The sequence below is a fragment of the Kocuria sp. SM24M-10 genome, assembly GCF_001027955.1.
GTDB classification, from domain to species: Bacteria; Actinomycetota; Actinomycetes; order Actinomycetales; family Micrococcaceae; genus Kocuria; species Kocuria oceani.
The window spans coordinates 1-22,892 of record NZ_LDNX01000117.1 but is presented as its reverse complement, the minus strand read 5'-3'; the positions used below and the strand labels follow the sequence as shown (position 1 = coordinate 22,892).

22 protein-coding genes and 1 riboswitch are annotated in these 22,892 nt (G+C 75.5%); of the genes, 13 read left to right on the top strand and 9 right to left on the bottom strand.

What is annotated here, in order from left to right; all coding sequences use genetic code 11:
* The first annotated feature begins 96 nt into the window (after positions 1-96).
* On the top strand, positions 97-849 hold the full coding sequence (locus tag ABL57_RS13255; RefSeq protein WP_047803947.1) for a GAF and ANTAR domain-containing protein: 753 nt from the start codon (positions 97-99) through the stop codon (positions 847-849).
* A 35-nt stretch (positions 850-884) separates the two neighbouring features.
* On the opposite strand, the gene ABL57_RS13250 is transcribed toward ABL57_RS13255, so the two are convergent.
* From ABL57_RS13250 to ABL57_RS13240, 3 genes are all read right to left on the bottom strand, one after another.
* Positions 885-2,111: an NAD(P)/FAD-dependent oxidoreductase gene (locus tag ABL57_RS13250; RefSeq protein WP_047803946.1), complete on the bottom strand. Its 1,227-nt coding sequence runs from the start codon at positions 2,109-2,111 to the stop codon at positions 885-887.
* Positions 2,112-2,121: 10 nt separating this feature from the next.
* The gene (locus tag ABL57_RS13245; protein ID WP_047803945.1) at positions 2,122-3,294 is read right to left on the bottom strand and encodes a type III polyketide synthase; all 1,173 of its coding nucleotides are present in this window, start codon (positions 3,292-3,294) and stop codon (positions 2,122-2,124) included.
* 154 nt (positions 3,295-3,448) lie between these two features.
* Complete coding sequence (locus ABL57_RS13240; RefSeq protein WP_047803944.1) at positions 3,449-4,060, bottom strand: malonic semialdehyde reductase; 612 nt, start codon at positions 4,058-4,060, stop codon at positions 3,449-3,451.
* A 113-nt stretch (positions 4,061-4,173) separates the two neighbouring features.
* Here ABL57_RS13240 and ABL57_RS13235 point away from each other — a divergent pair, with 113 nt between their 5' ends.
* Both ABL57_RS13235 and ABL57_RS13230 read left to right on the top strand, forming a co-directional pair.
* A complete protein-coding gene (locus tag ABL57_RS13235; protein ID WP_047803943.1) occupies positions 4,174-4,551 on the top strand; it encodes a membrane protein in 378 nt (125 codons plus the stop codon).
* 185 nt (positions 4,552-4,736) lie between these two features.
* Positions 4,737-6,356 (top strand): S8 family serine peptidase, encoded by a 1,620-nt coding sequence (locus ABL57_RS13230; protein ID WP_053004966.1) that lies wholly within the window; start codon positions 4,737-4,739, stop codon positions 6,354-6,356.
* 126 nt (positions 6,357-6,482) lie between these two features.
* Here the strand turns inward: ABL57_RS13230 and ABL57_RS13225 are convergent, their stop codons facing one another.
* From ABL57_RS13225 to ABL57_RS13215, 3 genes are read right to left on the bottom strand one after another with little or no spacing between them, the layout of a single operon-like run.
* Positions 6,483-7,040: a TspO/MBR family protein gene (locus ABL57_RS13225; protein ID WP_047803942.1), complete on the bottom strand. Its 558-nt coding sequence runs from the start codon at positions 7,038-7,040 to the stop codon at positions 6,483-6,485.
* A gap of 3 nt (positions 7,041-7,043) precedes the next feature.
* Positions 7,044-7,595, bottom strand: a complete 552-nt coding sequence (locus tag ABL57_RS13220; protein ID WP_053004965.1) for a hypothetical protein — start codon at positions 7,593-7,595, stop codon at positions 7,044-7,046.
* Positions 7,592-8,401, bottom strand: a complete 810-nt coding sequence (locus ABL57_RS13215) for a glycosyltransferase family A protein (protein WP_047803941.1) — start codon at positions 8,399-8,401, stop codon at positions 7,592-7,594. Before ABL57_RS13215 ends, ABL57_RS13220 begins: the two co-directional genes overlap by 4 nt.
* A gap of 38 nt (positions 8,402-8,439) precedes the next feature.
* Between ABL57_RS13215 and ABL57_RS20805 the strand changes: the two genes are divergently transcribed.
* From ABL57_RS20805 to ABL57_RS22390, 6 genes are all read left to right on the top strand, one after another.
* The gene (locus ABL57_RS20805; protein ID WP_053004964.1) at positions 8,440-9,054 is read left to right on the top strand and encodes a MarR family winged helix-turn-helix transcriptional regulator; all 615 of its coding nucleotides are present in this window, start codon (positions 8,440-8,442) and stop codon (positions 9,052-9,054) included.
* 47 nt (positions 9,055-9,101) lie between these two features.
* Positions 9,102-10,217, top strand: coding sequence for a polyprenyl synthetase family protein (locus ABL57_RS13205; protein WP_053004963.1), 1,116 nt, complete (start codon positions 9,102-9,104; stop codon positions 10,215-10,217).
* Positions 10,214-12,700 carry a phytoene desaturase family protein gene (crtI, locus tag ABL57_RS21345; protein ID WP_082157442.1) on the top strand — a complete coding sequence of 829 codons (2,487 nt, stop codon included), beginning with the start codon at positions 10,214-10,216 and terminating at the stop codon, positions 12,698-12,700. Before ABL57_RS13205 ends, crtI begins: the two co-directional genes overlap by 4 nt.
* Positions 12,697-13,053: a lycopene cyclase domain-containing protein gene (locus ABL57_RS13195; RefSeq protein ID WP_047803940.1), complete on the top strand. Its 357-nt coding sequence runs from the start codon at positions 12,697-12,699 to the stop codon at positions 13,051-13,053. The genes crtI and ABL57_RS13195 overlap by 4 nt, the downstream gene beginning before the upstream one ends.
* Positions 13,050-14,231, top strand: a complete 1,182-nt coding sequence (locus ABL57_RS13190; RefSeq protein WP_047803939.1) for a prenyltransferase — start codon at positions 13,050-13,052, stop codon at positions 14,229-14,231. Before ABL57_RS13195 ends, ABL57_RS13190 begins: the two co-directional genes overlap by 4 nt.
* A 219-nt stretch (positions 14,232-14,450) precedes the next feature.
* Positions 14,451-14,606 (top strand): hypothetical protein, encoded by a 156-nt coding sequence (locus tag ABL57_RS22390; RefSeq protein ID WP_158041252.1) that lies wholly within the window; start codon positions 14,451-14,453, stop codon positions 14,604-14,606.
* A 65-nt stretch (positions 14,607-14,671) separates the two neighbouring features.
* Here the strand turns inward: ABL57_RS22390 and ABL57_RS13185 are convergent, their stop codons facing one another.
* The 3 genes from ABL57_RS13185 to ABL57_RS13175 are packed head-to-tail and all read right to left on the bottom strand — an operon-like array spanning position 14,672 to position 18,443.
* Positions 14,672-16,219, bottom strand: a complete 1,548-nt coding sequence (locus tag ABL57_RS13185; protein ID WP_047803938.1) for a dihydrolipoamide acetyltransferase family protein — start codon at positions 16,217-16,219, stop codon at positions 14,672-14,674.
* A gap of 2 nt (positions 16,220-16,221) precedes the next feature.
* Positions 16,222-17,271: an alpha-ketoacid dehydrogenase subunit beta gene (locus ABL57_RS13180; protein WP_047803937.1), complete on the bottom strand. Its 1,050-nt coding sequence runs from the start codon at positions 17,269-17,271 to the stop codon at positions 16,222-16,224.
* Entirely contained in the window at positions 17,268-18,443 is a 1,176-nt protein-coding gene (locus ABL57_RS13175; protein WP_047803936.1) for a thiamine pyrophosphate-dependent enzyme, read from the bottom strand. Before ABL57_RS13175 ends, ABL57_RS13180 begins: the two co-directional genes overlap by 4 nt.
* Positions 18,444-18,684: 241 nt before the next feature.
* Between ABL57_RS13175 and ABL57_RS13170 the strand changes: the two genes are divergently transcribed.
* The 4 genes from ABL57_RS13170 (at position 18,685) to ABL57_RS13155 (ending at position 22,831) form a co-directional block, all read left to right on the top strand.
* Complete coding sequence (locus tag ABL57_RS13170) at positions 18,685-19,137, top strand: Lrp/AsnC family transcriptional regulator (RefSeq protein ID WP_047803935.1); 453 nt, start codon at positions 18,685-18,687, stop codon at positions 19,135-19,137.
* A 137-nt stretch (positions 19,138-19,274) separates the two neighbouring features.
* Positions 19,275-19,407: riboswitch (SAM riboswitch) on the top strand.
* Positions 19,408-19,422: 15 nt separating this feature from the next.
* Positions 19,423-20,751: an O-acetylhomoserine aminocarboxypropyltransferase/cysteine synthase family protein gene (locus ABL57_RS13165; protein ID WP_047803934.1), complete on the top strand. Its 1,329-nt coding sequence runs from the start codon at positions 19,423-19,425 to the stop codon at positions 20,749-20,751.
* Between the two features lie 8 nt (positions 20,752-20,759).
* Entirely contained in the window at positions 20,760-21,950 is a 1,191-nt protein-coding gene (locus ABL57_RS13160; protein WP_047803933.1) for a cystathionine gamma-synthase, read from the top strand.
* A 23-nt stretch (positions 21,951-21,973) separates the two neighbouring features.
* A complete protein-coding gene (locus tag ABL57_RS13155) occupies positions 21,974-22,831 on the top strand; it encodes a sulfurtransferase (RefSeq protein WP_047803932.1) in 858 nt (285 codons plus the stop codon).
* The last annotated feature ends 61 nt before the right edge of the window (positions 22,832-22,892 follow it).

The following is a 22,892-nucleotide window of genomic DNA, read 5'->3' as shown; positions in this document are numbered from 1 at the left end:
CCCGCCCGCGCCCGGCTAGACTGGTCCGCAGCTTCAGCAGCGAGGCTTCCACCACCCCGGGGCATCCTCCGCCGGGGGCGACGCCTCGGAGCCGCTGTGATCCTTCCCCGCCCCCGCACCGACCTCCCCGAGCTGGGCGAGGTCGCCCAGGCCCTGACGCGCCTGGGCGAGAGGCTGGAGGCCAGCCCCGCCGACTCGCTGGTCGACGCGGTCGTCCGGTGCGCGGTGGAGTGGGTGGACGGCGCACGCTGGGCCAGCGTCACCGTCCTGCAGCAGGGCAGCTTCCGGACGCTGGGCCACACCGGCCCCGAGGCCGCCGCCGCCGACGCCCTGCAGTACGACCTGCGGTCGGGCCCGTGCGTCGACGCGGTCCTGGACGAGAGCGTCCTCGTCTCGGGCAACCTCGCCCACGACGACCGCTGGCCCGGCTACGGGCCCCGGGTCGTCCGCGAGGTCGGCGTGACCAGCGTCCTGTCCCACCGGCTGCGGCTGATCGGGGACCCGGAGCTGATCGCCTCGCTGAACCTCTACTCGGACGCGCCGGACGCCTTCGACGAGCACGCGGTGTGGGCCGGGACGCTGCTCGCCACGCACGCGGGCCTGGGCATCTCCGTGGCGGTCACCCACCGGCGGGCCGCCCACCTGGAGACGGCCCTGCGCACCAACCGGGAGATCGGGACGGCGATCGGCATCCTCATGGCCCGGCACCGGGTGACCCGCGAGCAGGCCCAGGAGCTGCTGCGGCTGGCCAGCCAGGACACCAACCGCAAGATGAGCGAGATCGCCGCCGAGGTCGTGCGGACGGGGGAGCTCTCCCTGCCCCGCCGGCCTCCGTCCGGCTCGGCCTGACCGGCGCGCCCGGCCGGCCCGGGGTGCCCCCGGGCTCAGGCGAGTACCGCCTCCGCGGCCCGGCGCCCGGAGGCCAGGGCGCCCTGCGTCGACCCGGTGGTGCGGTGGTCACCGCACACGTAGAGGCCGTCGCCGAGCGCGGCGGGGCGGTCGACGACGCGCCCGGGAGGCTGCTCGGGCAGGGCGTCGCGGATCTCGTGCACGGTGAGCAGCTCCCAGGCGGAGGCGTCCGCCCCCCAGATCCGGCCCAGCTGGCGCCGCACGTCGGCCTCCGCGGGCAGTGCGGCGCCGCGCGGGAGGAGGGCGCTGGCCTGGACGAGGGCCCGGCCGTCCGGGGTGTAGCTGGGGGCCGCGTTGCTCACCACGGCGGTGTCGACGAGGGGCCCGCCGGTGCGCCCGGGCAGGACCAGGCACGCCAGCTCCGAGGGGGCGGACTCCGCGGCGAACCACCACGTGGCCTCGCCCTTCATCGGGGTCGCCGGCAGGTCCAGCAGCCCGGCCGCGGCCGGGGCCTCCGTGGCCACGACCACGGAGGGCGCCCGCCAGGTGCCGTCCCCGGCGCCCACGGACCAGCCGGTGCCGGTGCGCTCCAGGGCCCGGACACGGGTGTCCAGGACGGCGGGCGCGCGCAGCCCGTCGTGGATCCACTCCGGCAGCGCACCCATCCCGCCGGCCGGCAGGCCCGGGGTGCCGAGCAGGAACCAGCCCACCAGCTCCCGCACGAAGGCGGCGGAGGTGCGGCCCTCGTCCTCCAGGATCACCCCTGCCAGGAAGGGCTCGAGCACCAGGTCCCGCAGCGGACCGCGCACCCCGGCGCGGTCCAGGGCCTCGTGCCACGGCCGGTCGTGCTCCTCCTGCCGCCGCGCGCCGGGGTCCAGGCCGGGGGCGAGCCAGGCCAGCAGCGCCGGCAGCCGCCGCAGCTCCACGTAGGGGCTGCGCAGGGTCTCCACCAGGCGGCGGGGGACCCGCCGCGGGTCGGCCAGGACGTCGATCCCGTCCCCGTGGGGGATCCCGGCCGCCGCGTCGAAGGGCTGCAGGCCCAGGGCCGCGACCTCCACGCTGCGCCGCAGCTCGGTGTAGGCGGGGTTGAGCACCTGGAAGCCGCGGTCGCAGCGGAAGCCGTCGACCAGGTCGGTGCGCACGCGGCCCCCGACCCCGTCGGAGGCCTCGAGGACCGCGACGTCCAGGCCGTGCTGCTCGAGCAGGCGGGCGCACTGCAGGCCGGACAGCCCGGCGCCGACGACGATCACGTCATGGTCCACGAGGAGCCTCCTAGGGGGTCGGGACGGCCGTGGCCGAGTGGGCGTGCGCGGCGGGTGCCGCGGGGCGGGCGGGGATCGTGAACAGCGCCGACTCCACGGTCAGCCCGGGGCCGAAGGCCAGGGCGCACACGGTGCGGTCCTCGCCCGGCGGGGCCTCGTCGATCACCTGGCGCAGGACGTGCAGGACGGTCACGCTGCTCATGTTCCCGCGGGTGGCCAGCACGTCCCGGGACTCGCGCAGCGCCTCGGGGGCCAGGTCCAGCGTGTGCTCGAGCTTGTCGAGGATGCCCCGGCCGCCCGGGTGGAGGGCCCAGTCGGTGATGCTGGCGCGGTCCACGGCACCCCCTGGTCCCTCCAGCAGGGACTCCAGGGCGGCGTGGATGTTGTCCTCCAGCACCTGCGGCACGGCCGCGCCGAGGATCATCTCGAACCCGGAGTCGCCGATGGTCCACGCCATCGCCTGCTCGCCGTCGGGGATGACGAGGGTGCGGAACCGGTCGAGCTGCAGCAGGGGCGCGCACCCGTCCGGGACCCGCGAGCCGATCAGGGCGGCGGCCGCGCCGTCGGCGAAGAGGGCGGCGCCCCGGATGGCGTCCGCGTCCCGGGCCGGGCGCAGGTGCAGCGTGCACAGCTCCACGGCCACGAGCAGCACCACCGCGTCCGGGTCCGCGGTGGCGATGGCCGCCGCCTGCCGCAGCCCGATCAGCCCGCCGTGGCAGCCCATGAAGCCGATGTGCGACCGGCGCGTGGCGGGGTTGAGCCCGAGGTCCCGCACCAGGTGGTAGTCGGGTCCGGGGGCGAAGAAGCCGGTGCAGGAGACGGTGACCACGTCGGTGATGGATGTGGGGTCGACCGCGGGGCAGCGGGCGAGCGCGTCCCGGGCGGCCGCGGCGAACAGGCCGGGGGCCTCCTCCATGTAGGTGCGGTTGCGGGCACCGGTGAGCGGTGCCCGGAACCGGCCGTCGCCGGTGATGTAGGGCGAGTCCTCCCGGGCGTCGTGGTCGACCAGCTCGGAGAGCACGGTGTGCCGGCGCGCGACCCCGGAGGCGCCGAACACCGTGCGCAGCAGCCGGGCGTTGAGCCGGTCGGTGCCGGGCTGGGCCTGGTAGAGGTCCTGGGCGTCGGTCTGCTCGAGCACGTGCGGCGGAAGGGCCGTGCCGAGGGACAGGAGTGCGGGCGTCATCCCGTCCAGTATCCGTGCTGACACCGACAGCCGCCACGGAGGACGCGCGGAGCATGCGGGGAGGACGTGCAGGACCCGCCCGGGAGCGGACGTGCAGGACCCGCCCGGGAGCGGACGGGCGGGGCCGCGGTCCGCGGACCCGCCCGGCACGGTCTCAGACGGTGGTCGTCGCGGCGTCGAAGTCCAGCCGCGGCAGCCGGTCGTGGCGCGGGGCGGCGGAGGCGCCGATGTTCACGACCATGAACGAGCGCAGGCCGGTGCCGGCGTGGAACGCCGCGTCCACCCCGGGGGCGTCGAAGCCGCCCATGGGGCCCGCGGCCAGGCCCACGGCCCGCACGGCCAGCACGAAGTACCCGGCCTGCAGGTGGGCGTTGTCCCGGCCCATCCGGGTGCGCAGCTCCTCGTTGCCGGCGAACATCGCCTGGTTGCCGGCGGCGGGCGGGAACACCGCGGGCAGGTGCTCGTGCCAGTCGGTGTCGTAGCTGAGCACGGCGACCGCGGGGGCGCCGGCCGTCTTGGCCCGGTTGCCCTCGGCCAGGAGGGGGAGCAGGCGCTCCCTGGCCTCCGCGGAGCGGATCCAGGTCACGCGCAGCGGCTGGATGTTCATGGCCGTGGGGCCCATCCTGGCGAGGTCGAAGATCGCGCGCAGCTGCTCGTCCCCGACGGGCTCGTCGAGGAACTCCGAGGCGGTGCGGGCCTGGTGGAAGAGGAGGTCGGCGGAGGGGGCGTCGAGGACGGCCCGGTCCTGGAGGGCGTCGGTGGTCATGGGGGTTCCTTTTGGGTCGGCAGCATTTGCTGTACGTGTCAACAAAATCGGAGGCGGATGCATGCCCGGCGCCGCTGTGCTGTGCGTCACGGCCGGGCCGGTAGGGTGGGCCCATGTCCTCCCCTCCGGCCGCCGCCCGCCGCGCCCTGCTCCTGGGCGGGTCCCTGACCGGGATGGGGGCCCTGCACCTCGCCTGCCCGGCACCCTTCGACGGGCTGATCCCCCGGGTCCTGCCCGGCCCCGCCCGGGCGTGGACCCTGGGCTCCGGCGTGGCGGAGCTGGGGGTCGGTGCGCTGCTGCTGCACCCGCGCACCCGTCGCAGCGGGGGCTGGGCCGCGGCGGCCCTGTTCTTGGGGGTGTGGCCGGGCAACGTCACCATGGCCTGGCGCGCCCGCCGGGCCTCGCCGGCGCGGCGGACCGCGGCGATCGTGCGGCTGCCGCTGCAGCTGCCGCTGATCGGCGCGGCGCTGCGCGTGGCCCGGGAGGCCTGAGCGCCGCCACCGCGCCCGGGCCGGCCGCGTTCGCATTCGGTCACACGCGCGCCCCCTCCCTACGCTGAGCACAGCACAGGAGTGGGGGCTCCGTTTCCGCAGGCGGTCGTTCCCGCTCCAGTTCATCGGGGGGTGGAACCGTGTGCTCCGTGCTGCCTCCCGCCCGACCGGCCGGAGGAACTTCCGTGACGCCCACTCGCAGCACCACCGTCTCCCTGGCACTGGCTGCCGCTCTCGCCCTCGTCCCGCTGGGCGCCGCCGGTGCGACCGCGCTCCCGCAGCCCGGTCCGGCGGCCGCGCCCTCCGGCGCCGCGCCGGCGGAGGCGACCGACCGCGTCGTCGTGAAGTTCCGCGACGGGACCGTTCCGGGGGACCTCCGGGACGACGTCTACGCGCAGGCCGCGGCGCGCGCCGGGAGCGGTGGGCTCGCCGAGACCACGACCACCGCGGACGGCGCCCAGGTGCTGCGCACCGGCGGGTTGCTCGCCGGTGCCGAGCTCGAGGCCCTGACCACGGCCCTGGCGCAGGACCCCGCCGTGGAGTACGCGGCGCCGGACTCGCTGGCCGCCACGGCCGCCGTGCCGAACGACCCCTCCTACACCGCCCTGCAGTGGAGCCTGTGGGACGACCCGGCCGGGCTGGGCATGCCCGCCGCGTGGGACCTGGCCACCGGGGCCGGGCAGACCATCGCCGTGGTGGACACCGGCATCACCGCGCACCCGGACCTGGACGCCAACGTCCTGCCCGGCTACGACTTCGTCTCCACGGCCGCGAACGGGCGGGACGGCGACGGATGGGACGCGGACCCGTCCGACGAGGGCGACTACCCGGACGCGGTCCTGTGCCCCGCCAGCCCCATGCCGACGACCTCCACCTGGCACGGCACCCACACGGCCGGCATCGCCGCGGCCGACGCCGGCAACGGGCAGGGCATCGCCGGGGTGGCCCCGGACGCCCGGATCCTCCCCGTGCGCGCCGTGGGCGCCTGCAGCCTGGGCTACATCACCGATGTCGCCGCGGGCATCACGTGGGCCAGCGGCGCCGCGGTGCCGGGCGTGCCCGCCAATCCGAATCCGGCCACGGTCATCAACCTCAGTCTCGGCGTCCCGGGGCAGTGCCCGCCGGTCCTGCAGGCGGCCATCGACGAGGCCCTGGGGCGCGGGATCCCCGTGGTCGTGGCCGCCGGGAACCAGGGCGTGGACGCCGCGCAGTCGGCGCCGGCCAACTGCGCCGGGGTCATCTCGGTCGCCGCCACGGACGTCTCCGGCGCGCTGGCGACCTACTCCAACTTCGGCTCGGTGACGCTCGCCGCGCCCGGCGGCGACCCGTACGCGCAGATCGTGTCCACGGGCAACGCCGGGGCCCAGGCGCCGGCCGGACCGGCGTACACCGAGCGCAACGGCACCTCCATGGCCGCGCCGGCCGTCTCCGGCGCGGTGGCGCTGCTCCGCGAGCGGTCCCCGGAGCTCGGCGTGGAGGAGATCCGCGCCGCGCTGACCGGCACGGCGCGGCAGGCCCCGGGCGGCTGCGCCCCCGGCTGCGGCGCCGGCATCGTGGACCCCGTCTCCGCGCTGATCGAGGCGCAGGGCGGTGAGCCCTTCAGCACCGGCGGCGGCATCGGCGCCCTGCACGGGCAGATCGCGGCGACCGCGGGTGAGCCCCGCTCACGGGAGCTGTGCGCGCTCGGCGGGACCCCGTGCTTCCAGGAGTTCGCCAACGGGTGGATCGTCTGGAGCGCCGGCACGGGCGCCCGCTGGACCTCGGCCCTGCCGGCGCAGTGGTGGATGATCGGCGCCGCCGGCTGACCGCCCGCCCGGCGGCGACGTGCACCCCGCGTCGACGTCGCCGCCGTGCTGCACGGGGCCGGGTCCGCGTCCCGGGGCGTCCCTCCCCGGCGACCCCTCCGGCCGGGCCGTCCCGGGTCCCCGCGCTCAGGCGTTGAGCCGGTGGATGCGGCCGCTGAGGACGGTCGCGAAGCCGCACCAACCGGCGTAGGGCAGCAGCGCGGCGCCGAGCAGCGGACGCGCCCGCCCCGCGCGGCGGGCCAGATCGGCGGAGCTGGCCGTCAGCGCCGCCGCCACGACCGTGGCCAGGGCGGTGTCCTGCTTGCCGAAGAACACCCAGCTCCACCCCGCGTTGAGGGCGAGGTTCACGGTGAGCGCGGTGCGGTAGCCCCGGCGGCGCCGGACCGCGGCCGAGGGCGTGTCCCCGGGGCGGGGCCGGCGGATGACCCCGCCGCGGTCGTGCAGCCCGTGCCGCCCCGGGCACGTCCGCTGCTCCAGCTCGGTCAGCACCGCCGCGGACGTGACCGCCAGGTCGGCGTACAGCGCGGTCCACACCACGGGGAAGACCTCCGGAGGCGGCTGCAGGGCCGGCGTGCGCAGGTCCGCGTACCAGGTGCTGTCCACCCCCCGCGCGGTGGCGGCGGTGCCGGCCGCGGCGGCGACCGCGGTCTGTGCGGAGGTCTTGAGCAGAGTCGTCCAGAACATGTGCTAGTCCGTTCCCTCGGCGGTCCCGTGCGGTGGGTCCACCCTATGCCGGGCCCAGGCGCCGAGGATCCCGGCCACCAGGGAGCCGGCGTTGCCAGCGGCCAGGTCCCCCATGGTGTCCGTGTAGCCGACCTGCACGCGCGGGTCGACCAGCGCGTAGCCGGCGAACTCCACGTACTCCCAGACCAGGGCGAGCGTGGTGCCGAGGGCGGTGACCAGCAGGACGTGGGTCACGGGCCCGGGCGTGCGCAGCCGGCCCCAGCGCTCGAGGGCGCGGAAGGCGAGCTCGGCCAGCACGGCGGTCGCCGCGAAGTGGACCACCAGGTCCCAGTGCTCCAGCCGCTCGTAGAGCAGGAACACGGAGCTCCACGCGGCGACCAGCAGGACCAGGTCCGTGGCCAGCTCCAGGAGCGCCGGCAGCCGGGCCCGCCAGGTGATCGTGATGGCCAGGCAGACGAGCATCATCACCGCGGCGCCCGCAATGTTGAAGAACACGGCCGTGAGCAGCACGGACAGCGGGCCCGCCCATCGGACCGCGAGCACGGTCCACCTCATGCGCCGCACCTGCCGGCGCGGTGGCCCAGGCGCGCCTGCCAGCGCTCCCACGGGCGCTCCTCGGCCCAGTTCACCCGGATCGTCCGCACGGCCCGCGCCAGCCGGCGGACGGCCGGGCGCCCGGCCCGCAGCGCCCGCGGCGACATCCCCACCGTGAGCCCGGGCCGGTACAGGATGCGGCGCCCCGGGGCCAGCCGGAAGCTGAGGTCGAGGTCGTCGTGCAGCTCCGGGTCGTGGCGGTGGACCCGGTCCCGGACCTCGAGCCACCAGGACCGGCGCATGGCCATGTTGGTGCCGAACAGGGGCGGATGGCCCAGGGCCGAGGCCGTGCTGAGCACGTACAGGCCCATGTACAGCTCCGAGAGCAGCAGGCCCGTCCCGGGAGGCAGGCCCCGGAAACGGCCCGGCCCGGCGACGGCCACCGCGTCGGGGCAGGACTCCAGCGCGGCGAGCAGCCCGGCGATCCACTCCGGGCCCGGCACGGTGTCGGCGTCGCAGCGCACCACCACGTCCCCGTGGGCGGCGTCGTAGCCGGTGGCCGCGGCGGCGGGGATCCCGGGCCGGGGCTCGGGCACCACGCGCGCCCCGGCCGCGCGGGCCACCTCCGGCGTGCTGTCGGCGGAGGCGTTGTCCACGACCACGATCTCGTCCGGGGGACGGGTCTGGGCGGCGACCAGGCGCAGGCACCGGGCGAGGTGCGCGGCGTCGTCGCGGGCGGGGACGACCACGGAGACGGTGGGGGACCGGGGCCCGGGGGCGGGGGGTGGGGGTGGGGGCGGTCCGGTCCGGTCTCTGCTGTCCGTCATGGATCCATTCTGGCGCAGTGGCCGCCTAGAATCGGCACATGCAGGCCGACGAGGGCACGACGAGCACGCCCGGCGGCGCACCGCCGGAGCCGAGTGCGCACCGGGATCGCAGGGGGTTCGACGTCCTCTTCCTGCTCCAGCACTTCAGCACCGAGGCCGAGCGCTACGCGGACCAGGTCCGGCGCCGCTACGGGCTGGCGCACAAGGACGTCCACGCCCTCAACGAGGTGATGCAGGCCAACCGGGAGGGGCGCCCGGTGCGGGCCGGGGACATCGCCCGCCGCCTCGTGCTCAGCGGGTCGGCGACCACCACGGTCATCAAGCGCCTGGTCTCCGCGGGGCACATCGTGCGCTCGATCGATCCGCGCGACCGCCGGGAGGTGAGCCTGCGGGCCACCGAGCACGCCTACCGGGCCGGCCGCGAGATGTTCGCGCCGATGACCGAGGAGGTCCTGGCCGTGCTGGACGACTGCGGGGACGACGAGATCGAGGTCCTGCGCCGGCGCCTGCCCGAGCTCACGGACGCCGTGCGCCGGGCCGGGCGGCGCGCCGCGGAGGGCGGGCCCACGGCGCCGGCCGCAGCGGCCGCGGCGGCTGGAGCGGCAGCGGGAACGGTCCCGCCGGCACCCGGCCCGTCCGCCGCCACGGGATGACCCGGGCGAACGCTTCGACTTTCGAAGGACTGTGGTGGAATGGGGGAATGGTGACGGTCTTCTCGCGCGAATCGGCATTCTCGAGCGCCCGTCCGGGCACCGGGGCAGGCACCGGCCCGGACGCCGCGGGGGCCTCCGCGGTCCCGGCCCTGGACCGGTTCCTCACCGAGTCCACCGGCCGCGCCGGCGGCGTGGACCCCGGCTTCGCCCAACTGTGGGAGGAGGTCGCCCGCCTGAGCACCGGGGGCAAGCGGATCCGCCCCCGGCTCGTCCGGCTCGCGGCGGACGCCTATCCCCAGCGAGAGCCCGCCCCCGTGGTCGAGGCCGTGGGGGCCGCCTTCGAACTGCTGCACACCGCGCTGATCGTCCACGACGACGTCATCGACCAGGACGAGCAGCGGCGCCACCAGCCCACCATCAACGCCGCCGCGGCCGCCCGGGCCTCGGCCGCCGGCTCCGCCCCGGAGCAGGCCCGGCAGTACGGCGCGAGCGTCGGGGTGATCGCCGGGGACCTCGCCCTGGCCGGGGCGTACCGGCTCGTGGCCCGCTCCGGGCTCTCCCCCGAGCGCCTGCCGCGGCTGCTCGAGCTGCTCGACGAAGCCCTGTTCAGCTCCGCGGCCGGCGAGCTGCTCGACGTCGACCACGCGCTGCCCGGGGCGCGCCCGGAACGGGAGCAGATCCTCGCGGCCACGTGCCTGAAGACCGCGGTCTACTCCTTCGAGACGCCGCTGCAGGCCGGGGGCGTGCTCGGCGGCGCCCCGGAGGAGCACGTCGCGGTGCTCGGCCGGCTCGGACGCACCGTGGGCACCGCCTACCAGCTGGTGGACGACCTGCTCGGCGTCTTCGGTGACCCGGAGGCCACGGGCAAGTCCGCGGTCAGCGACCTGCGGGAGGGCAAGCGCACCATGCTCGTGCTGGCCGCCCAGTGCACGTCCGACGGCGAGGAGCTCGACGCGCTCCTGGGCCGGCCGGACCTGGGCGACGAGGAGGCCGCCCGGGCCCGGGAGCTCATCGAGCGGTGCGGAGCCCGGCAGGAGGTCGAGGACATGGTCGCCGGCTGCGCCGCCGAGGCGCGGGCGCTGCTGGAGACCGCCGGGCTGCCCGAGACCCTCGACCAGGAGCTGCGCCGCATCGTGGGCGGGGCCACGGAGCGCATCCGGTGAGCGCGGCACAGCACGCCGGGTCCCCGGCCGAGGCCGCCGCCCGCTACGACGACGCCGCCCGGCAGGCCGCCGCGACCGTCATCCGCCGGTACTCCACCTCGTTCGGCCTGGCCTGCCGGCTCCTGGGCCCGCAGATCCGCCCCCACGTCTACGCCGTCTACGCCCTCGTGCGCATCGCCGACGAGATCGTCGACGGCGCCAGCGCCGGCGCCGGGGTCCCGGCCGAGGGGGCGCGGGAGCTGCTCGACGACCTCGAGGCCGAGACCTACGCCGCGATCGCGCGCGGGTTCAGCAGCAACCTCGTGGTGCACGCCTTCGCCCGCACGGCCCGCGACGCCGGGATCGGCGCCGACCTCGTCCGCCCGTTCTTCGCGTCGATGCGCGCCGACCTCAGCGAGGACCGGCACAGCCCCGGCTCCCTGGACGAGTACGTCTACGGTTCCGCGGAGGTGGTCGGCCTGATGTGCCTGCAGGTCTTCCTCGCCGGCCGGGAGGTGCCCCCGGACGTGCGCGCGCAGCTCGTCGCCGGGGCCCGCCGCCTGGGCGCCGCGTTCCAGAAGGTGAACTTCCTGCGGGACCTCGCCGAGGACTACGGCGAGCTGGGCCGCGTCTACTTCCCCGGCGTGGAGCCCGGCGCGTTCTCCGAGACCGAGAAGGACCGGCTCCTCGACGACATCGACGCCGACCTCGCCGCCGCCCGGGCGGTGATCGACGACCTGCCCGTGTCCTCCCGCGCCGCCGTCCTCGCCGCCCACGACCTGTTCCGGGAGCTGTCCGTGCGCATCCGTGCCACCCCCGCCCGGGAGCTGCTCAGCTCCCGGATCCGCGTCCCCGACCCGCGCAAGGCCGCGCTCGCCGCGTCCGCGGTCGTCCGGGCGAGGAGCCGGCGCCGGGCCCCCGCCCCGCGCGGGCGGCGCGCCGTGGTGGTCGGCGCCGGGATCGCCGGGCTCGCCGCGGCGGGCCTGCTCGCCAAGGACGGCTGGGACGTCACCGTCCTCGAGCGCGGGGCGAGCACCGGCGGGCGGGCCGGGCTGCTGGAGCGGGACGGGTTCCGCTTCGACACCGGGCCCTCCTGGTACCTGATGCCCGAGGTCTTCGACCACTTCTTCCGCCTCATGGGCTCCAGCGCGGCGCAGGAGCTCGACCTCGTGCGCCTCGACCCCGCCTACCGGGTCTACGGCGAGCGCTACGAGCAGCCGATCGACATCCGCTCCGACCTCGAGCACACGGTGGCGCTGTTCGAGTCGGTGGAGCCCGGGGCCGGCGCGCGGATCCGCACCTACCTGGCCTCGGCGAAGCGCACCTACGAGCTGGCCGTGGGCCACTTCCTCTACACCTCCTACGCCGCCTTCACCCCGCTGCTCAACCGGGCGGTCCTGCGGGGGCTGCCGGAGCTCGCCCGCCACCTCTCCGGATCCCTGCACGACTTCGCCGCCGCCACCGTCCGGGACACCCGGCTGCGGCAGGTGCTCGGCTACCCGGCCGTGTTCCTGGCCAGCGCGCCCCGGATGACGCCCTCGCTCTACCACCTCATGAGCTGGATGGACCTCGCCGACTCCGTGCAGTACCCGCGGGGCGGGTTCCGCCGCGTCGTCGAGGCCGCCGAACGGCTCGCCGTCGCCCACGGGGCCCGGATCCGGACCGGGGCCGACGTCGTGCGGATCCGCACCTCCGCGGCCGCGGACGGCCCCGTGCGGGCCACCGGCGTGGTGTGGCGGGACGCGGAGGGGGCCGAGCACGAGCTCGCCGCCGACGTCGTCGTCTCCGCCGCTGACCTGCACCACACGGAGACCGCGCTGCTGCCGCCCGAGCTGCAGAGCTACCCGCAGCGCTACTGGGATCGGCGCCAGACCGGCCCAGGAGCGGTGCTCGTGATGCTCGGGGTGCGGGGGGAGCTGCCCCAGCTGCCGCACCACAGCCTGTTCTTCAGCGAGGACTGGGACACCAACTTCCGGGCCATCTTCGAGGAGCCCACGCGGGTGCCGGACCCCGCGTCCGTCTACGTGTGCAAGCCCTCGGCCACCGACCCCTCGACCGCCCCGGAGGGGCACGAGAACCTGTTCGTCCTGATCCCCGTGCCCGCCGACCCGGGGCTCGGCGCCGGCGGCCCCGACGGCACCGGCGCCGCGCGCGTGGAGGAGGTCGCCGACCGGGTGATCGACCAGGTCGCCGCGTGGGCCGGCGTGCCGGACCTGCGCGCGCGGATCGTGGTGCGCCACACGGTGGGCCCCGAGGACTTCCGGCGGGACTTCAACTCCTGGCGGGGCAACGTGCTGGGCCCCGCCCACGTGCTCAAGCAGTCCGCGTTCTTCCGCGGGGCCAACCGCAGCCGCAAGGTGGCCGGGCTGCACTACTGCGGGGCCTCGACCATTCCCGGCATCGGGCTGCCGATGTGCCTGATCAGCGCGGAGATCCTGCTCAAGGACCTGCGCGGGGACACCTCCACCGGACCGCTGGCAGAACCCCTGGTGCCCCGCGGATGAGCTTTGCGTACCTCGGTTTCCTGCTGCTCAGCCTGGCCGGGATGGTGCTCCTCGACGTGCGGGGCAGGCTGTTCCTCGCCCGGGACCTCCGCCGGGGTCTGCTCGTGCTGGCCGCGGGTCTGGTGTTCTTCCTCGCGTGGGACGTGGCCGGAATCGGCCTCGGGATCTTCCTGCACAGCCGGAGCGCCTACGCGACGGGCTGGATGGTGGCCCCGCAGATCCCGGTCGAGGAGGTCGTGTTCCTGCTGTTCCTCTGCTACCTCACCATGAACCTGGTCCGGCTGACGGAGAAGGCGCTGGCGCGCCGCTCCGCCGCGGCCGCGCCGGTCCGCGAGGAGGCGGACGCCCCGTGACCTACGCCCTCGTCATCCCGGTCTTCCTGGCGCTGGCCCTGGTGCCGGCCACCCTGCTGGTCCGTCGGCCCTCCCCGGCGCCCGCCCCGCGCCGGGCCCTGGCCGTGCTCGGGATCTCCTTCGGGGTCCTGGCGCTGCTGACGGTCGTGTTCGACAACCTCATGATCGCCGCCGGGTTCTTCGACTACGGGGCCGGGCACATCACGGAGCTGCGGATCGGCCTGGTGCCGGTGGAGGACTTCGCGTACCCGCTGGCCGCGCTGCTGCTGCTGCCCTCGCTGTGGTGGGGGCTGGCCGAGCGCGGTCGGCTGACGGCCACCGTGCGCACCCTGGTGGCCACGTCCCGCCCGGTCTCGTGGGTCAACACCGCCTTCCCATTCGCGGCGGCCTACGTCCTGACCACCGGCCGGGTGGACCTGCCCCTGGTGGCCGGGACCCTGTTCTTCCTGTTCCCCTACAACCTGCTGATGTACGGGATCAACGACGTCTTCGACTACGAGTCCGACCTCCGCAACCCCCGCAAGGGCGGCGTCGAGGGCGCGCTCGTGGACCGCTCCGAGCACCGGATGGTCCTGGTGGGCTCGGTGCTGGCCGCCCTGCCCTTCCTGGCCTACCTGCTCCCCGCCGGCGGGGCCGCGGCGGCCGGGGTGCTCGGGGCGAGTCTCTTCGCGGTCGTGGCCTACAGCCTCAGGGGGCTGCGCTTCAAGGAGGTCCCGTTCCTGGACTCGGCGACCTCCGCCGCCCACTTCGTCTCCCCGGCCGTCTACGGTCTGGTGCTCGCCGGGGCGGACCCGTCGGTGGGCGTGGTGGCCCTGTGCGCGGGGTTCTTCCTGTGGTCGATGGCCTCCCAGGCCTTCGGGGCCGTGCAGGACGTCGGGGCGGACCGGGAGGGCGGGCTGCGCTCGATCGCCACGGTCCTGGGCGCCCGCCCCACCGTGTGGGCCGCCCTGGTGCTCTACCTGGCCGCCGGGCTGCTCCTGCTCCTCGTACCCTGGCCCGGGCCGCTGGCGTCGCTGCTGGTGCTGCCCTACCTGGCGAACCTCGTGCCGTTCCTGAGCATCACGGACGCCGGCTGCGCGCGGGCCAACCGCGGCTGGCGGCGCTTCCTGTGGCTGAACTACCTCACCGGGTTCCTGGTGACGCTGCTGCTGCTGTGGTCCTGGGAACTCGCGCACTGAGCCGTGGGCATCCGCGCCGCTGGGCGAGGGCACAAAAATACTAACCAGTAGTCGTCGGAAAGCATCGCTTTTGCCGATGGGAACGGCGGCCGATACTGGATACACCAGCCCGCCGGCCGTGAGGCAGGACACAGGTGTCCCGTCCTGCCCGCGACCGTCGTCGCCGGTGCGCCCCTGCACGACCACCGCTCCGCGGCCCATCCTCGAGGACCTGCACCCATGACCGTAGAACTCCTGCCGAACCTCGTCCCGGCCCCGCCCCGTCCCCGCCTCCGCGGGACCGCCGCCCTGTCCTGGGGCGCCGTCGTGCTGCGCTGCGCCTGCGGCGCGGCCGAGCCCGACTGCCTGTACTGCTCCGGCCCCGAGAGCGACTGACGGCCGGGGCGGTCCCGGACCGCTGAGCCTGCCGGGCCGGGCCCGAGGGCCCGGCCCGGTTGCTGCTACAGGTCCGCGAGCACCGACATCGGGTTCTCGACCGCGTCGGCCACCATGCGCAGGAAGCCGCCGGCCGCCCCGCCGTCGCACACGCGGTGGTCGAAGGCCAGGGAGAGCTGGGTGACCTTGCGGACGGCCAGCTGCCCGTCGACCACCCACGGCCGGTCGATGATCCGGCCGACCCCGAGGATCGCCACCTCCGGGTGGTTGATGATCGCCGCGGCCCCGTCCGTGCCGAACACCCCGTAGTTGTTGAGGGTGAACGTGGACCCGGACAGCTCCGCCGGGGAGGCCTTGCCGGAGCGGGCCAGCTCGGTGAGCCGGCGCAGCTCGGCGTCGAGACCACGGGCGCTCAGGGCGTGGGCGCCGCGGATGTTGGGCACCACGAGCCCGCGGTCGGTCTGCGCCGCGAAGCCCAGGTTCACGCCCTCGAAGCGCACGATCTCCTGGCTGCCGTCCTCGCGGGTCTCGATGCGGGTGGCGAGCTCGGGATACCGGGCCAGGCCGGCGAGCACGAAGCGGGCGATCAGGGCCATGAGCCCCGGCGCGGTGGCGGGGTCCTGCGCCTTGAGCGCCGCGCGCAGCTCCACCAGCCTCGTGGCGTCCACGTCCACCCAGACGGTGGCCTCGGGGATCTCGGTGCGCGACCGGCTCATCGCCTGCGCGATGACCTTCCGCACCCCCGAGACCGGGACGCGCCCGGCCACGCCCAGGCCGGTGCGCGGGTCCGTCCCGGACGGCGCCCCGTCGGCCGGCTCCGCCGCGAGGGGCTGCGGCGGGGCGGCTTCCGGAGGGGCGGGCGCCGTCGGGGCGGCGGCCGTCTCCGGGGCGGCGGTGGCGGCCACGACGTCCCGGCGGAGGATCAGCCCGCCGGGCCCGGAGCCGCGCACGGTGGAGATGTCGATCCCGCGGTCCTTCGCGAGCTTGCGCACGATCGGGGAGATGACAGTGGGGGCCAGCCGCGGGGCCGAGGCCATCGCGTCGTGGGCGGCCCCGGACGCCGCGGCCTGCCCGGCGGTCTGCTCGGCGAGCTGCTGGGAGGCCCGGTCGCCGAGCCGGTCGGCGAGCGGGCCGGAGGCCCCGGCGGGAGCCGCGGCGCGCTTGGGCCGGCGCCGGCGCCCGGCCGATCCCGCGGCCGGGGTGCCGTAGCCGATGAGCACGCTGCCGGAGCCCTCGGCGTCGTCGGAGGCCCCGGAGGCCACGGTGCCCGCCTCGGCCGCGGAGCGAGGGTCCGCCCCGGCGCGCTCCTCCTCGCGGTAGGACTGCCCGCCACGGGGTCCGCCGCCCTGCGGGGCGGGGGTCCCGGCGGTGTCCCCGGTGTTCACGGAGATCAGCGGCGCGCCCACGTCGAGGGTCTGCCCGGAGGCGCCGTGCAGCTCCTGCACGGTCCCGGCGAAGGGGCAGGGCACCTCCACCGCGGACTTGGCGGTCTCCACCTCGGCGATGGGCTGGTCCACGGCCACGGTGTCGCCCACCTGGACCAGCCAGCTCACGAGCTCGGCCTCGGTGAGTCCCTCGCCGAGATCCGGCAGGGTGAACGTCTTCACGGTCATGGTCAGTCCTCCCACTGCAGGTCGTCCACGGCGTCGAGGATGCGGTCGACGCTGGGCAGGTAGTACTCCTCGAGCTTGGGCGAGGGGTACGGGATGTCGAAGCCGGTCACGCGCCGCACCGGCGCGGCCAGCGAGTGGAAGCAGCGCTCCTGCACCCGGGCCACGATCTCGGCGGCCACGGAGGCGAAGCCGGGGGCCTCGGCCACCACGACCACGCGCCCGGTGCGGCGCACCGACGCGGCGACGGTCTCATCGTCGAACGGGACGATGCTGCGCAGGTCCACGACCTCGAGGGAGCGGCCCTCGGCCTCGGCGGCCGCGGCGGCCGCCAGGGCGGTGGGCACGGACGGCCCGTAGGTGAGGATCGTGGCGTCCTGCCCGGTGCGGGCGACGACGGCGCGGCCCTCCCGGCGCTCCGGGGCCCGGTTCTCGTAGCGGTCCCTCAGCTCGGCCAGGTCCACCGGCGCCTTGGACCAGTAGAGCTTCTTGGGCTCGAAGAACACCACGGGGTCGTCGGAGTCGATCGCCTCGCGGAGCATGAGGTAGGCGTCCTCGACGGTGGCCGGGGTGAAGACCTTCAGCCCCGGGGTGTGGGCGTAGTAGGCCTCGGAGGAGTCGCAGTGGTGCTCCACGCCGCCGATGCCGCCGGCGTAGGGGATGCGGATGACGATCGGCAGGGTCACGGCGCCGCGGGTGCGGTTGTGCATCTTCGCGATGTGCGAGGCGACCTGCTCGAACGCCGGATAGGCGAAGGCGTCGAACTGCATCTCGATCACCGGGCGCATCCGGTTCATCGCCATGCCCACGGCCATCCCGGCGATCCCGGACTCGGCCAGCGGGGTGTCGAAGCAGCGGGTGCGGCCGAAGCGCTGCGTCAGCCCGTCGGTGATCCGGAAGACCCCGCCGAGGGTCCCGACGTCCTCCCCGAAGACGACGACGGCGTCGTCGGCGGCCAGGGCGTCGGCCAGGGCGGTGTTGAGCGCCTGGGCGAAGGTGGCCGGCTTGACGGCCGGGGTCCGCCCGGACGGGGCGGGGGCCTGGAGGGTGCTCACTGTGCGGTCTCCTCTCGGGCGAGCTCGGCGGCGAGGAACTGCTCCTGCTCGTCGAGCTGCGGGGTCTGCTCGGTGTAGACGTGGCGGAAGAGCTCGCGCGGGTCGACCTGCACGTCGGCGTTCATGCCGTCGCGCAGCGCCGCGGCGACGTCCTCGGCGGCGGCGGCGATGCGCTGCTCGGCCGCGTCGTCGAGCAGTCCCTCCCCGGCCAGGTAGGCGCGCATCCGGGTCACGGGGTCCTTGGCGATCCACTCCTGCACCTCCGCGTCGTCGCGGTAGCGGGTCGCGTCGTCGGCGTTGGTGTGCGCCTGCATGCGGTAGGTGTGGGCCTCCACGAGGAGGGGCTCGGACTCCGAGCGCGCCAGGTCCACGGCGCGGCCCAGCGTGGCGAGCAGGGCCACCAGGTCGTTGCCGTCCACCCGCTCCCCGGCCATGCCGTAGCCGACCGCCTTGTGGGCGAGGCTCGGGGCGGCCGACTGCTGGGACAGGGGCACGGAGATCGCGTAGCCGTTGTTCTGCACGAAGAACACGACCGGCAGCTTGAACACGGCGGCGAAGTTGAGGGCCTCGTGGAAGTCGCCCTCGCTCGTGGCGCCGTCGCCGCACATGGCCAGGACCACGGTGTCCTCACCGCGCAGCTTCGCGGCGTGGGCCACGCCCACCGCGTGCAGCAGCTGGGTGGTCAGCGGGGTCGACTGGATGCCGACGTGGTGCTCGTGGGGGTCGTAGCCGCCGTGCCACTCGCCGCGGAAGATCGACATCACGTCCATGGGCCGCACGCCCTTGGTCATCACGGCCACGGTGTCCCGGTAGGTGGGGAACAGCCAGTCGCCCTCCCGCAGGCACAGGGCCGCCGCCACCTGGCAGGCCTCCTGCCCGTGGCTGGAGGGATAGACGGCCATCCGGCCCTGGCGCACCAGCGCGGAGTTCTGGTCGTTGACCCGGCGGCCGACCACCAGCTTCTCGTAGGCGCCCAGCAGCACGTCCCCCGCGGGCAGCGGGTACTCGTGGCCGGGCTCGGTGCCCTGCTCCTCGGCCGGCAGCAGCCGGCCGGTGGGGTCCACCATCCGGATCTCGCCGCGCGCCGGGAGCATGTACTGCTCCGGCGTGATGCCGAAGGTCTGGGAGGCCCGGAGGATCGGGTCCTCGGGGGTCTCGACGGTCTGGCTCATGGTGTCCCCTCGGTCGGTCCCCGGTCCTGGTGCGGACGCGGGGAGGCAGGAAGGCCGCTGAAGTTCTGTCCGCCCAGTATGAGAAGAACCGACGGTTCGTATCCAGGGGTGCGGGAAAGTCCAGAATCCTGCGGGCATCGGTGCTGTCCTCGTGGACGAAATGTTCTACTGTGGCGTGGCGCACACGCATTCGTCCGACGCCGCTGCCCGCCCTCCCGTCCCGCCCCGAAGGAGCCCCGCCGTGCCCTCGACCCCCGTCCCGCTGGACGAGACCGACCGGAAGATCCTCGCCGAGCTCTCCCGGGACGCCCGGCAGTCGGTGACCGCGATCGCCGCGGCCGTGCACGTCTCCCGCGCCCACGCCTACGCCCGCATCAACCGGCTGCGCGACGAGGGGGTGATCCTGCGCTTCAGCACCGTGATCGACCCGGTGCGCGCCGGGCTGCAGGCCTCGGCCTATGTGACGCTGAAGCTCCAGCAGAACACCTGGCGGGAGCTGTGCGCGCAGCTGCGGGCCATCCCGGCCGTGCACCACATCGCCCTGGTGGGCGGCAACTTCGACGTCATGCTGCTGGTGCGCGCCGTGGACACGGTGCACCTGCGGCAGGTGATCTTCGAGCACATCCAGCAACTGCCCGGCGTGGTGGACACCCAGACGTTCCTGATCTTCGAGGACATCGACACCCGGGCGTGACCCGCCGGGGCGCCGGGAGCGCCGGGGCTCACAGAGGGCGCCACCGGGGGCGTCACGAGCGGCGTCACGATCCGTCACGGACGTCATCTTGGGTCGCGGAACGGCGCCGGCCCGCCCCGCGCATAGTGTGGTCCCAGCTTCACGAGACGCGACTGCCAAGCTCCGACTGGGTCGCGCACCAACCCCATGCTCATCGGGTGGTTCGGATGAGGAAGCGGCCTGCATCCCCGCTGCCCCGCAGCGGGTGACCGGTGCGGGTAAGAGCACGTGCACAGGAGCCGCGCCATGTCCCTCCCCGTGACCGATCACGACCTCTCGACCCGGCAGATCCACGCCGGCGCCGACCACGACCCCGGGCAGCGCACCCTCACGGTGCCGATCTACCAGAGCGCCGCCTTCGAGTTCCCGGACTACGAGGCCGCCCGGCAGATGTTCGCCCAGACCCGCGCCGGCTTCACCTACACCCGCACCGGCAACCCCACGGTCGCCGTGCTCGAGCAGCGGATCAGCGACCTCGAGGGCGGGGCGGGCGCCGTGGCCACCGGCTCCGGGCAGTCCGCGGTGGCCGTGGCCCTGCTGGCCCTGCTGGGCCAGGGGGAGGACAAGCACCTGGTCGCCTCCGAGAAGCTCTACGGCGGGACCGTGGACCTGCTCACCGACTCGCTGGCCGACCACGGCGTCGAGGTCGACTTCGTGGACCCCACCGCACCCGGCGCCTGGGCCGCGGCCGTGCGCCCCGACACCCGGGCCTTCCTGCTCGAGTCCATCGGCAACCCGCTGGCCACGCTGCCGGACCTGCCCGGGATCGCCGACGTCGCCCGGGCGGCGCGGGTGCCCGTCGTCGTCGACAACACCCTCGCCTCCCCGGCGCTGTACCGGCCGCTGGAGAAGGGCGCGGACATCGTGGTGCACTCGGCCACCAAGTTCCTCGGCGGCCACGGCAACGCCCTCGCCGGGGCGGTCGTGGACGGCGGGACGTTCGACTGGTCCGCCGAGCCTGCGCGGTGGCCCCAGTTCACCCGCGCCCGCGCCCGCTGGGGCGGGCAGAGCCTGCTCGACAAGTGCGCCGGCGCCAGCCCCTACCTGCACCTGGTCCGGGCCAAGTACGTGCACGACCTCGGCACCACGCTGTCCCCGTTCAACGCCAGCCAGATCCTGCAGGGCACCGAGACCCTCGACCTGCGGGTGGCCCGGCACACGGCCTCGGCGCTGACCGTGGCCGAGTTCCTCGCCGGCCACCCCGCCGTCGAGCGCGTGCACCACCCCGGGCTGCCGGGGGACCCCGGGGCCGGGATCGCGGCCCGGGACTTCCCCCACGGCACCGGCTCCGTGTTCTCCTTCGACCTCGCGGCCCCGGACGCCGCCGTGGGCCCCTTCATCGACGGGCTGCGACTGTTCAAGCTGGTCGCCAACATCGGCGACACCCGCAGCCTCGTGGCCCACCCGGCCGCGATGACCCACTGCCGGCTCACGCCCGAGCAGCGCCGGGCCGGCGGGATCGCCGAGACCACCGTCCGGCTCTCGATCGGCCTCGAGGCGCCCCAGGACCTCGTGGCCGACCTCGGCCAGGCCCTCGACGCCGTGCTCGAGACCGTTTCGACCCTCCGGAAGTGAGCCCCACCATGAGCCAGACCGTCACCACCCGCCGCCGCGGCTTCACCACCACCGCCGTCCACGCCGGCCAGCAGCCCGACCCCCTGACCGGGGCCGTCATCCCGCCGGTCTACCAGACCTCCACCTTCGCCCAGGACGGGATCAACGTCCTGCGCGCCGGCCACGAGTACAGCCGCGGCTCCAACCCCACCCGCAACGGCTTCGAGGAGCAGCTCGCGGCCCTGGAGCACGGCGAGCGCGCGTTCGCCTTCGCCTCCGGGATCGCCGCCGAGGACGCGCTGCTGCGGGCGGTGCTGCGCCCGGGCGAGCACGTGGTGCTCGGCGCCGACGGCTACGGCGGCACCAACCGGCTGATCATCCGGGTGCTCGCCCCGTGGGGGATCGGCCACACCCCCGTGGAGATCACCGATCTCGACGCCGTCCGCGCCGCGGTCCGCCCCGGGGACACCGCGGTGCTGTGGCTGGAGACGCCCTCCAACCCGCTGCTCGGCATCGCCGACGTCGCGGCCTGGGCGGAGCTGGCCCGGGAGGCGGGCGCGCTGCTCGTGGTGGACAACACCTTCGCCTCCCCGTACCTGCAGAACCCGCTGCTCCTGGGGGCCCACGCCGTGGTGCACTCCACCACCAAGTACATCGGCGGGCACTCCGACGTCCTCGGCGGGGCCGTGGTCGTCGGGACCGCCGCCTGGCGCGGCGCCCCGCTCGCCGAGACGGTCGGCTTTCAGCAGTTCGCCGCAGGCGCCGTGGCCGGGCCCCAGGACAGCTACCTGGCCGCCCGCGGGCTCAAGACCCTGAGCCTGCGCATGGAACGCCACCAGGAGAACGCCCAGCGGATCGCGGAGTGGCTGCTGGAGCGTCCGGAGGTCTCCCAGGTGCTCTACCCCGGGCTGCCCGAGCACCCCGGCCACGCGCTCGCCGCGACGCAGATGCGCGGGTCCGGCGGCATGGTCTCCTTCCGCCTCGCCGGGGGAGAGGCCGCGGCCCGCGCGGTGGCCGAGGGCACCCGGCTGTACTCCCTGTCCGTGAGCCTGGGCGGGGTCGAGTCCCTGATCTGCTATCCGTCCGAGATGACGCACGCCTCGGTCCGGGGCACCCCGCTGGCGGTGCCCACCGACCTCGTGCGGCTGTCGGTGGGGATCGAGGACGTCGAGGACCAGCTGGAGGACCTCGAGCGGGCGCTGGCGGGCGCCGCCTCGTAGCCCGAGGCGCTACCCTGACCCGCATGAGCACCGGCACCCCGCACCAGAAGACGTCCCTCGAGCTGCCCGGGCCCGTGGTGGGCACCGGATGGCTGGCCGCCCACCTCGGCGACCCCCGGCTCGTGCTGGTGGACGCGAGCTCCACGCTCAACCGGACCGACGAGGCCATCCCGGGCGCCCTGCTCCTGGACCTGGACGGGCCGTTCGCCGACCCGTCCGCGGAGCTGCCGCACACCATGCCGCCGGCGGGCCGGCTGACCGCGGCGGCCCGCGCGCTGGGGATCTCCCGGACCAGCAGCGTGGTGGCCTACGACGGCAAGGGCGTCTTCGCCTCCGCGCGGGTGTGGTGGATGCTGCGGGCGGCGGGCTTCGACCGGGTCGCGGTGCTCGACGGCGGGCTGCCGGCCTGGGCCGCCGAGGGGCGGCCGGTGGGCGCGCACGCGGATCCGCCCGCCGAGCCCGGTGACGTCGAGCTCGTGCCGCAGGAGGGGTTCTTCGTGGGCGCCGACGACGTCGCCGGCGCCCTCGCCGAGCCCGGGGCGGTCGTCCTCGACGCCCGCTCCGCCGGCCGGTTCGCGGGCACGGAGCCCGAGCCCCGCCCCGGCCTGCGCCCCGGCCACATGCCCGGGGCGGTCAGCCTGCCGTACACGGAGCTGCTGGGCGCGGACGGGCGGCTGCTGCCGCCGCCCGAGCTGCGGGAGCGCATCGCAGCGGCGGCCCCCGAGGGCCGGCGCGTGGTCACCAGCTGCGGCTCGGGGCTCACCGCGTGCGTGCTGGCCCTGGGCGCCCACCTCGCGGGCCGCACGGAGGTCTCCGTCTACGACGGCTCCTGGGCCGAGTGGGGCCGCCCGGGCCCGCGGCCGGTGGTCGGCCCCCGCTGAGCCGGGCCGGCGGCCGGTGGTCGGCCCCCGCTGAGCCGGGCCGGCGGCGGTGCCCCGGCTG

What these genes read in the sequence shown, in the direction of transcription:
- ABL57_RS13220 (WP_053004965.1), bottom strand. Translation starts at nt 7,595, where the DNA reads ATGAGGTGGACCGTGCTCGCGGTCCGATGGGCGGGCCCGCTGTCCGTG.
- ABL57_RS13155 (WP_047803932.1), top strand. Translation starts at nt 21,974, where the DNA reads ATGAGCACCGGCACCCCGCACCAGAAGACGTCCCTCGAGCTGCCCGGG.
- ABL57_RS20805 (WP_053004964.1), top strand. Translation starts at nt 8,440, where the DNA reads ATGCAGGCCGACGAGGGCACGACGAGCACGCCCGGCGGCGCACCGCCG.
- ABL57_RS13215 (WP_047803941.1), bottom strand. Translation starts at nt 8,401, where the DNA reads ATGACGGACAGCAGAGACCGGACCGGACCGCCCCCACCCCCACCCCCC.
- ABL57_RS13205 (WP_053004963.1), top strand. Translation starts at nt 9,102, where the DNA reads ATGGTGACGGTCTTCTCGCGCGAATCGGCATTCTCGAGCGCCCGTCCG.
- ABL57_RS13160 (WP_047803933.1), top strand. Translation starts at nt 20,760, where the DNA reads ATGAGCCAGACCGTCACCACCCGCCGCCGCGGCTTCACCACCACCGCC.
- ABL57_RS22390 (WP_158041252.1), top strand. Translation starts at nt 14,451, where the DNA reads ATGACCGTAGAACTCCTGCCGAACCTCGTCCCGGCCCCGCCCCGTCCC.
- ABL57_RS13165 (WP_047803934.1), top strand. Translation starts at nt 19,423, where the DNA reads ATGTCCCTCCCCGTGACCGATCACGACCTCTCGACCCGGCAGATCCAC.
- ABL57_RS13235 (WP_047803943.1), top strand. Translation starts at nt 4,174, where the DNA reads ATGTCCTCCCCTCCGGCCGCCGCCCGCCGCGCCCTGCTCCTGGGCGGG.
- ABL57_RS13245 (WP_047803945.1), bottom strand. Translation starts at nt 3,294, where the DNA reads ATGACGCCCGCACTCCTGTCCCTCGGCACGGCCCTTCCGCCGCACGTG.
- ABL57_RS13240 (WP_047803944.1), bottom strand. Translation starts at nt 4,060, where the DNA reads ATGACCACCGACGCCCTCCAGGACCGGGCCGTCCTCGACGCCCCCTCC.
- ABL57_RS13175 (WP_047803936.1), bottom strand. Translation starts at nt 18,443, where the DNA reads ATGAGCCAGACCGTCGAGACCCCCGAGGACCCGATCCTCCGGGCCTCC.
- ABL57_RS13185 (WP_047803938.1), bottom strand. Translation starts at nt 16,219, where the DNA reads ATGACCGTGAAGACGTTCACCCTGCCGGATCTCGGCGAGGGACTCACC.
- ABL57_RS13225 (WP_047803942.1), bottom strand. Translation starts at nt 7,040, where the DNA reads ATGTTCTGGACGACTCTGCTCAAGACCTCCGCACAGACCGCGGTCGCC.
- ABL57_RS13195 (WP_047803940.1), top strand. Translation starts at nt 12,697, where the DNA reads ATGAGCTTTGCGTACCTCGGTTTCCTGCTGCTCAGCCTGGCCGGGATG.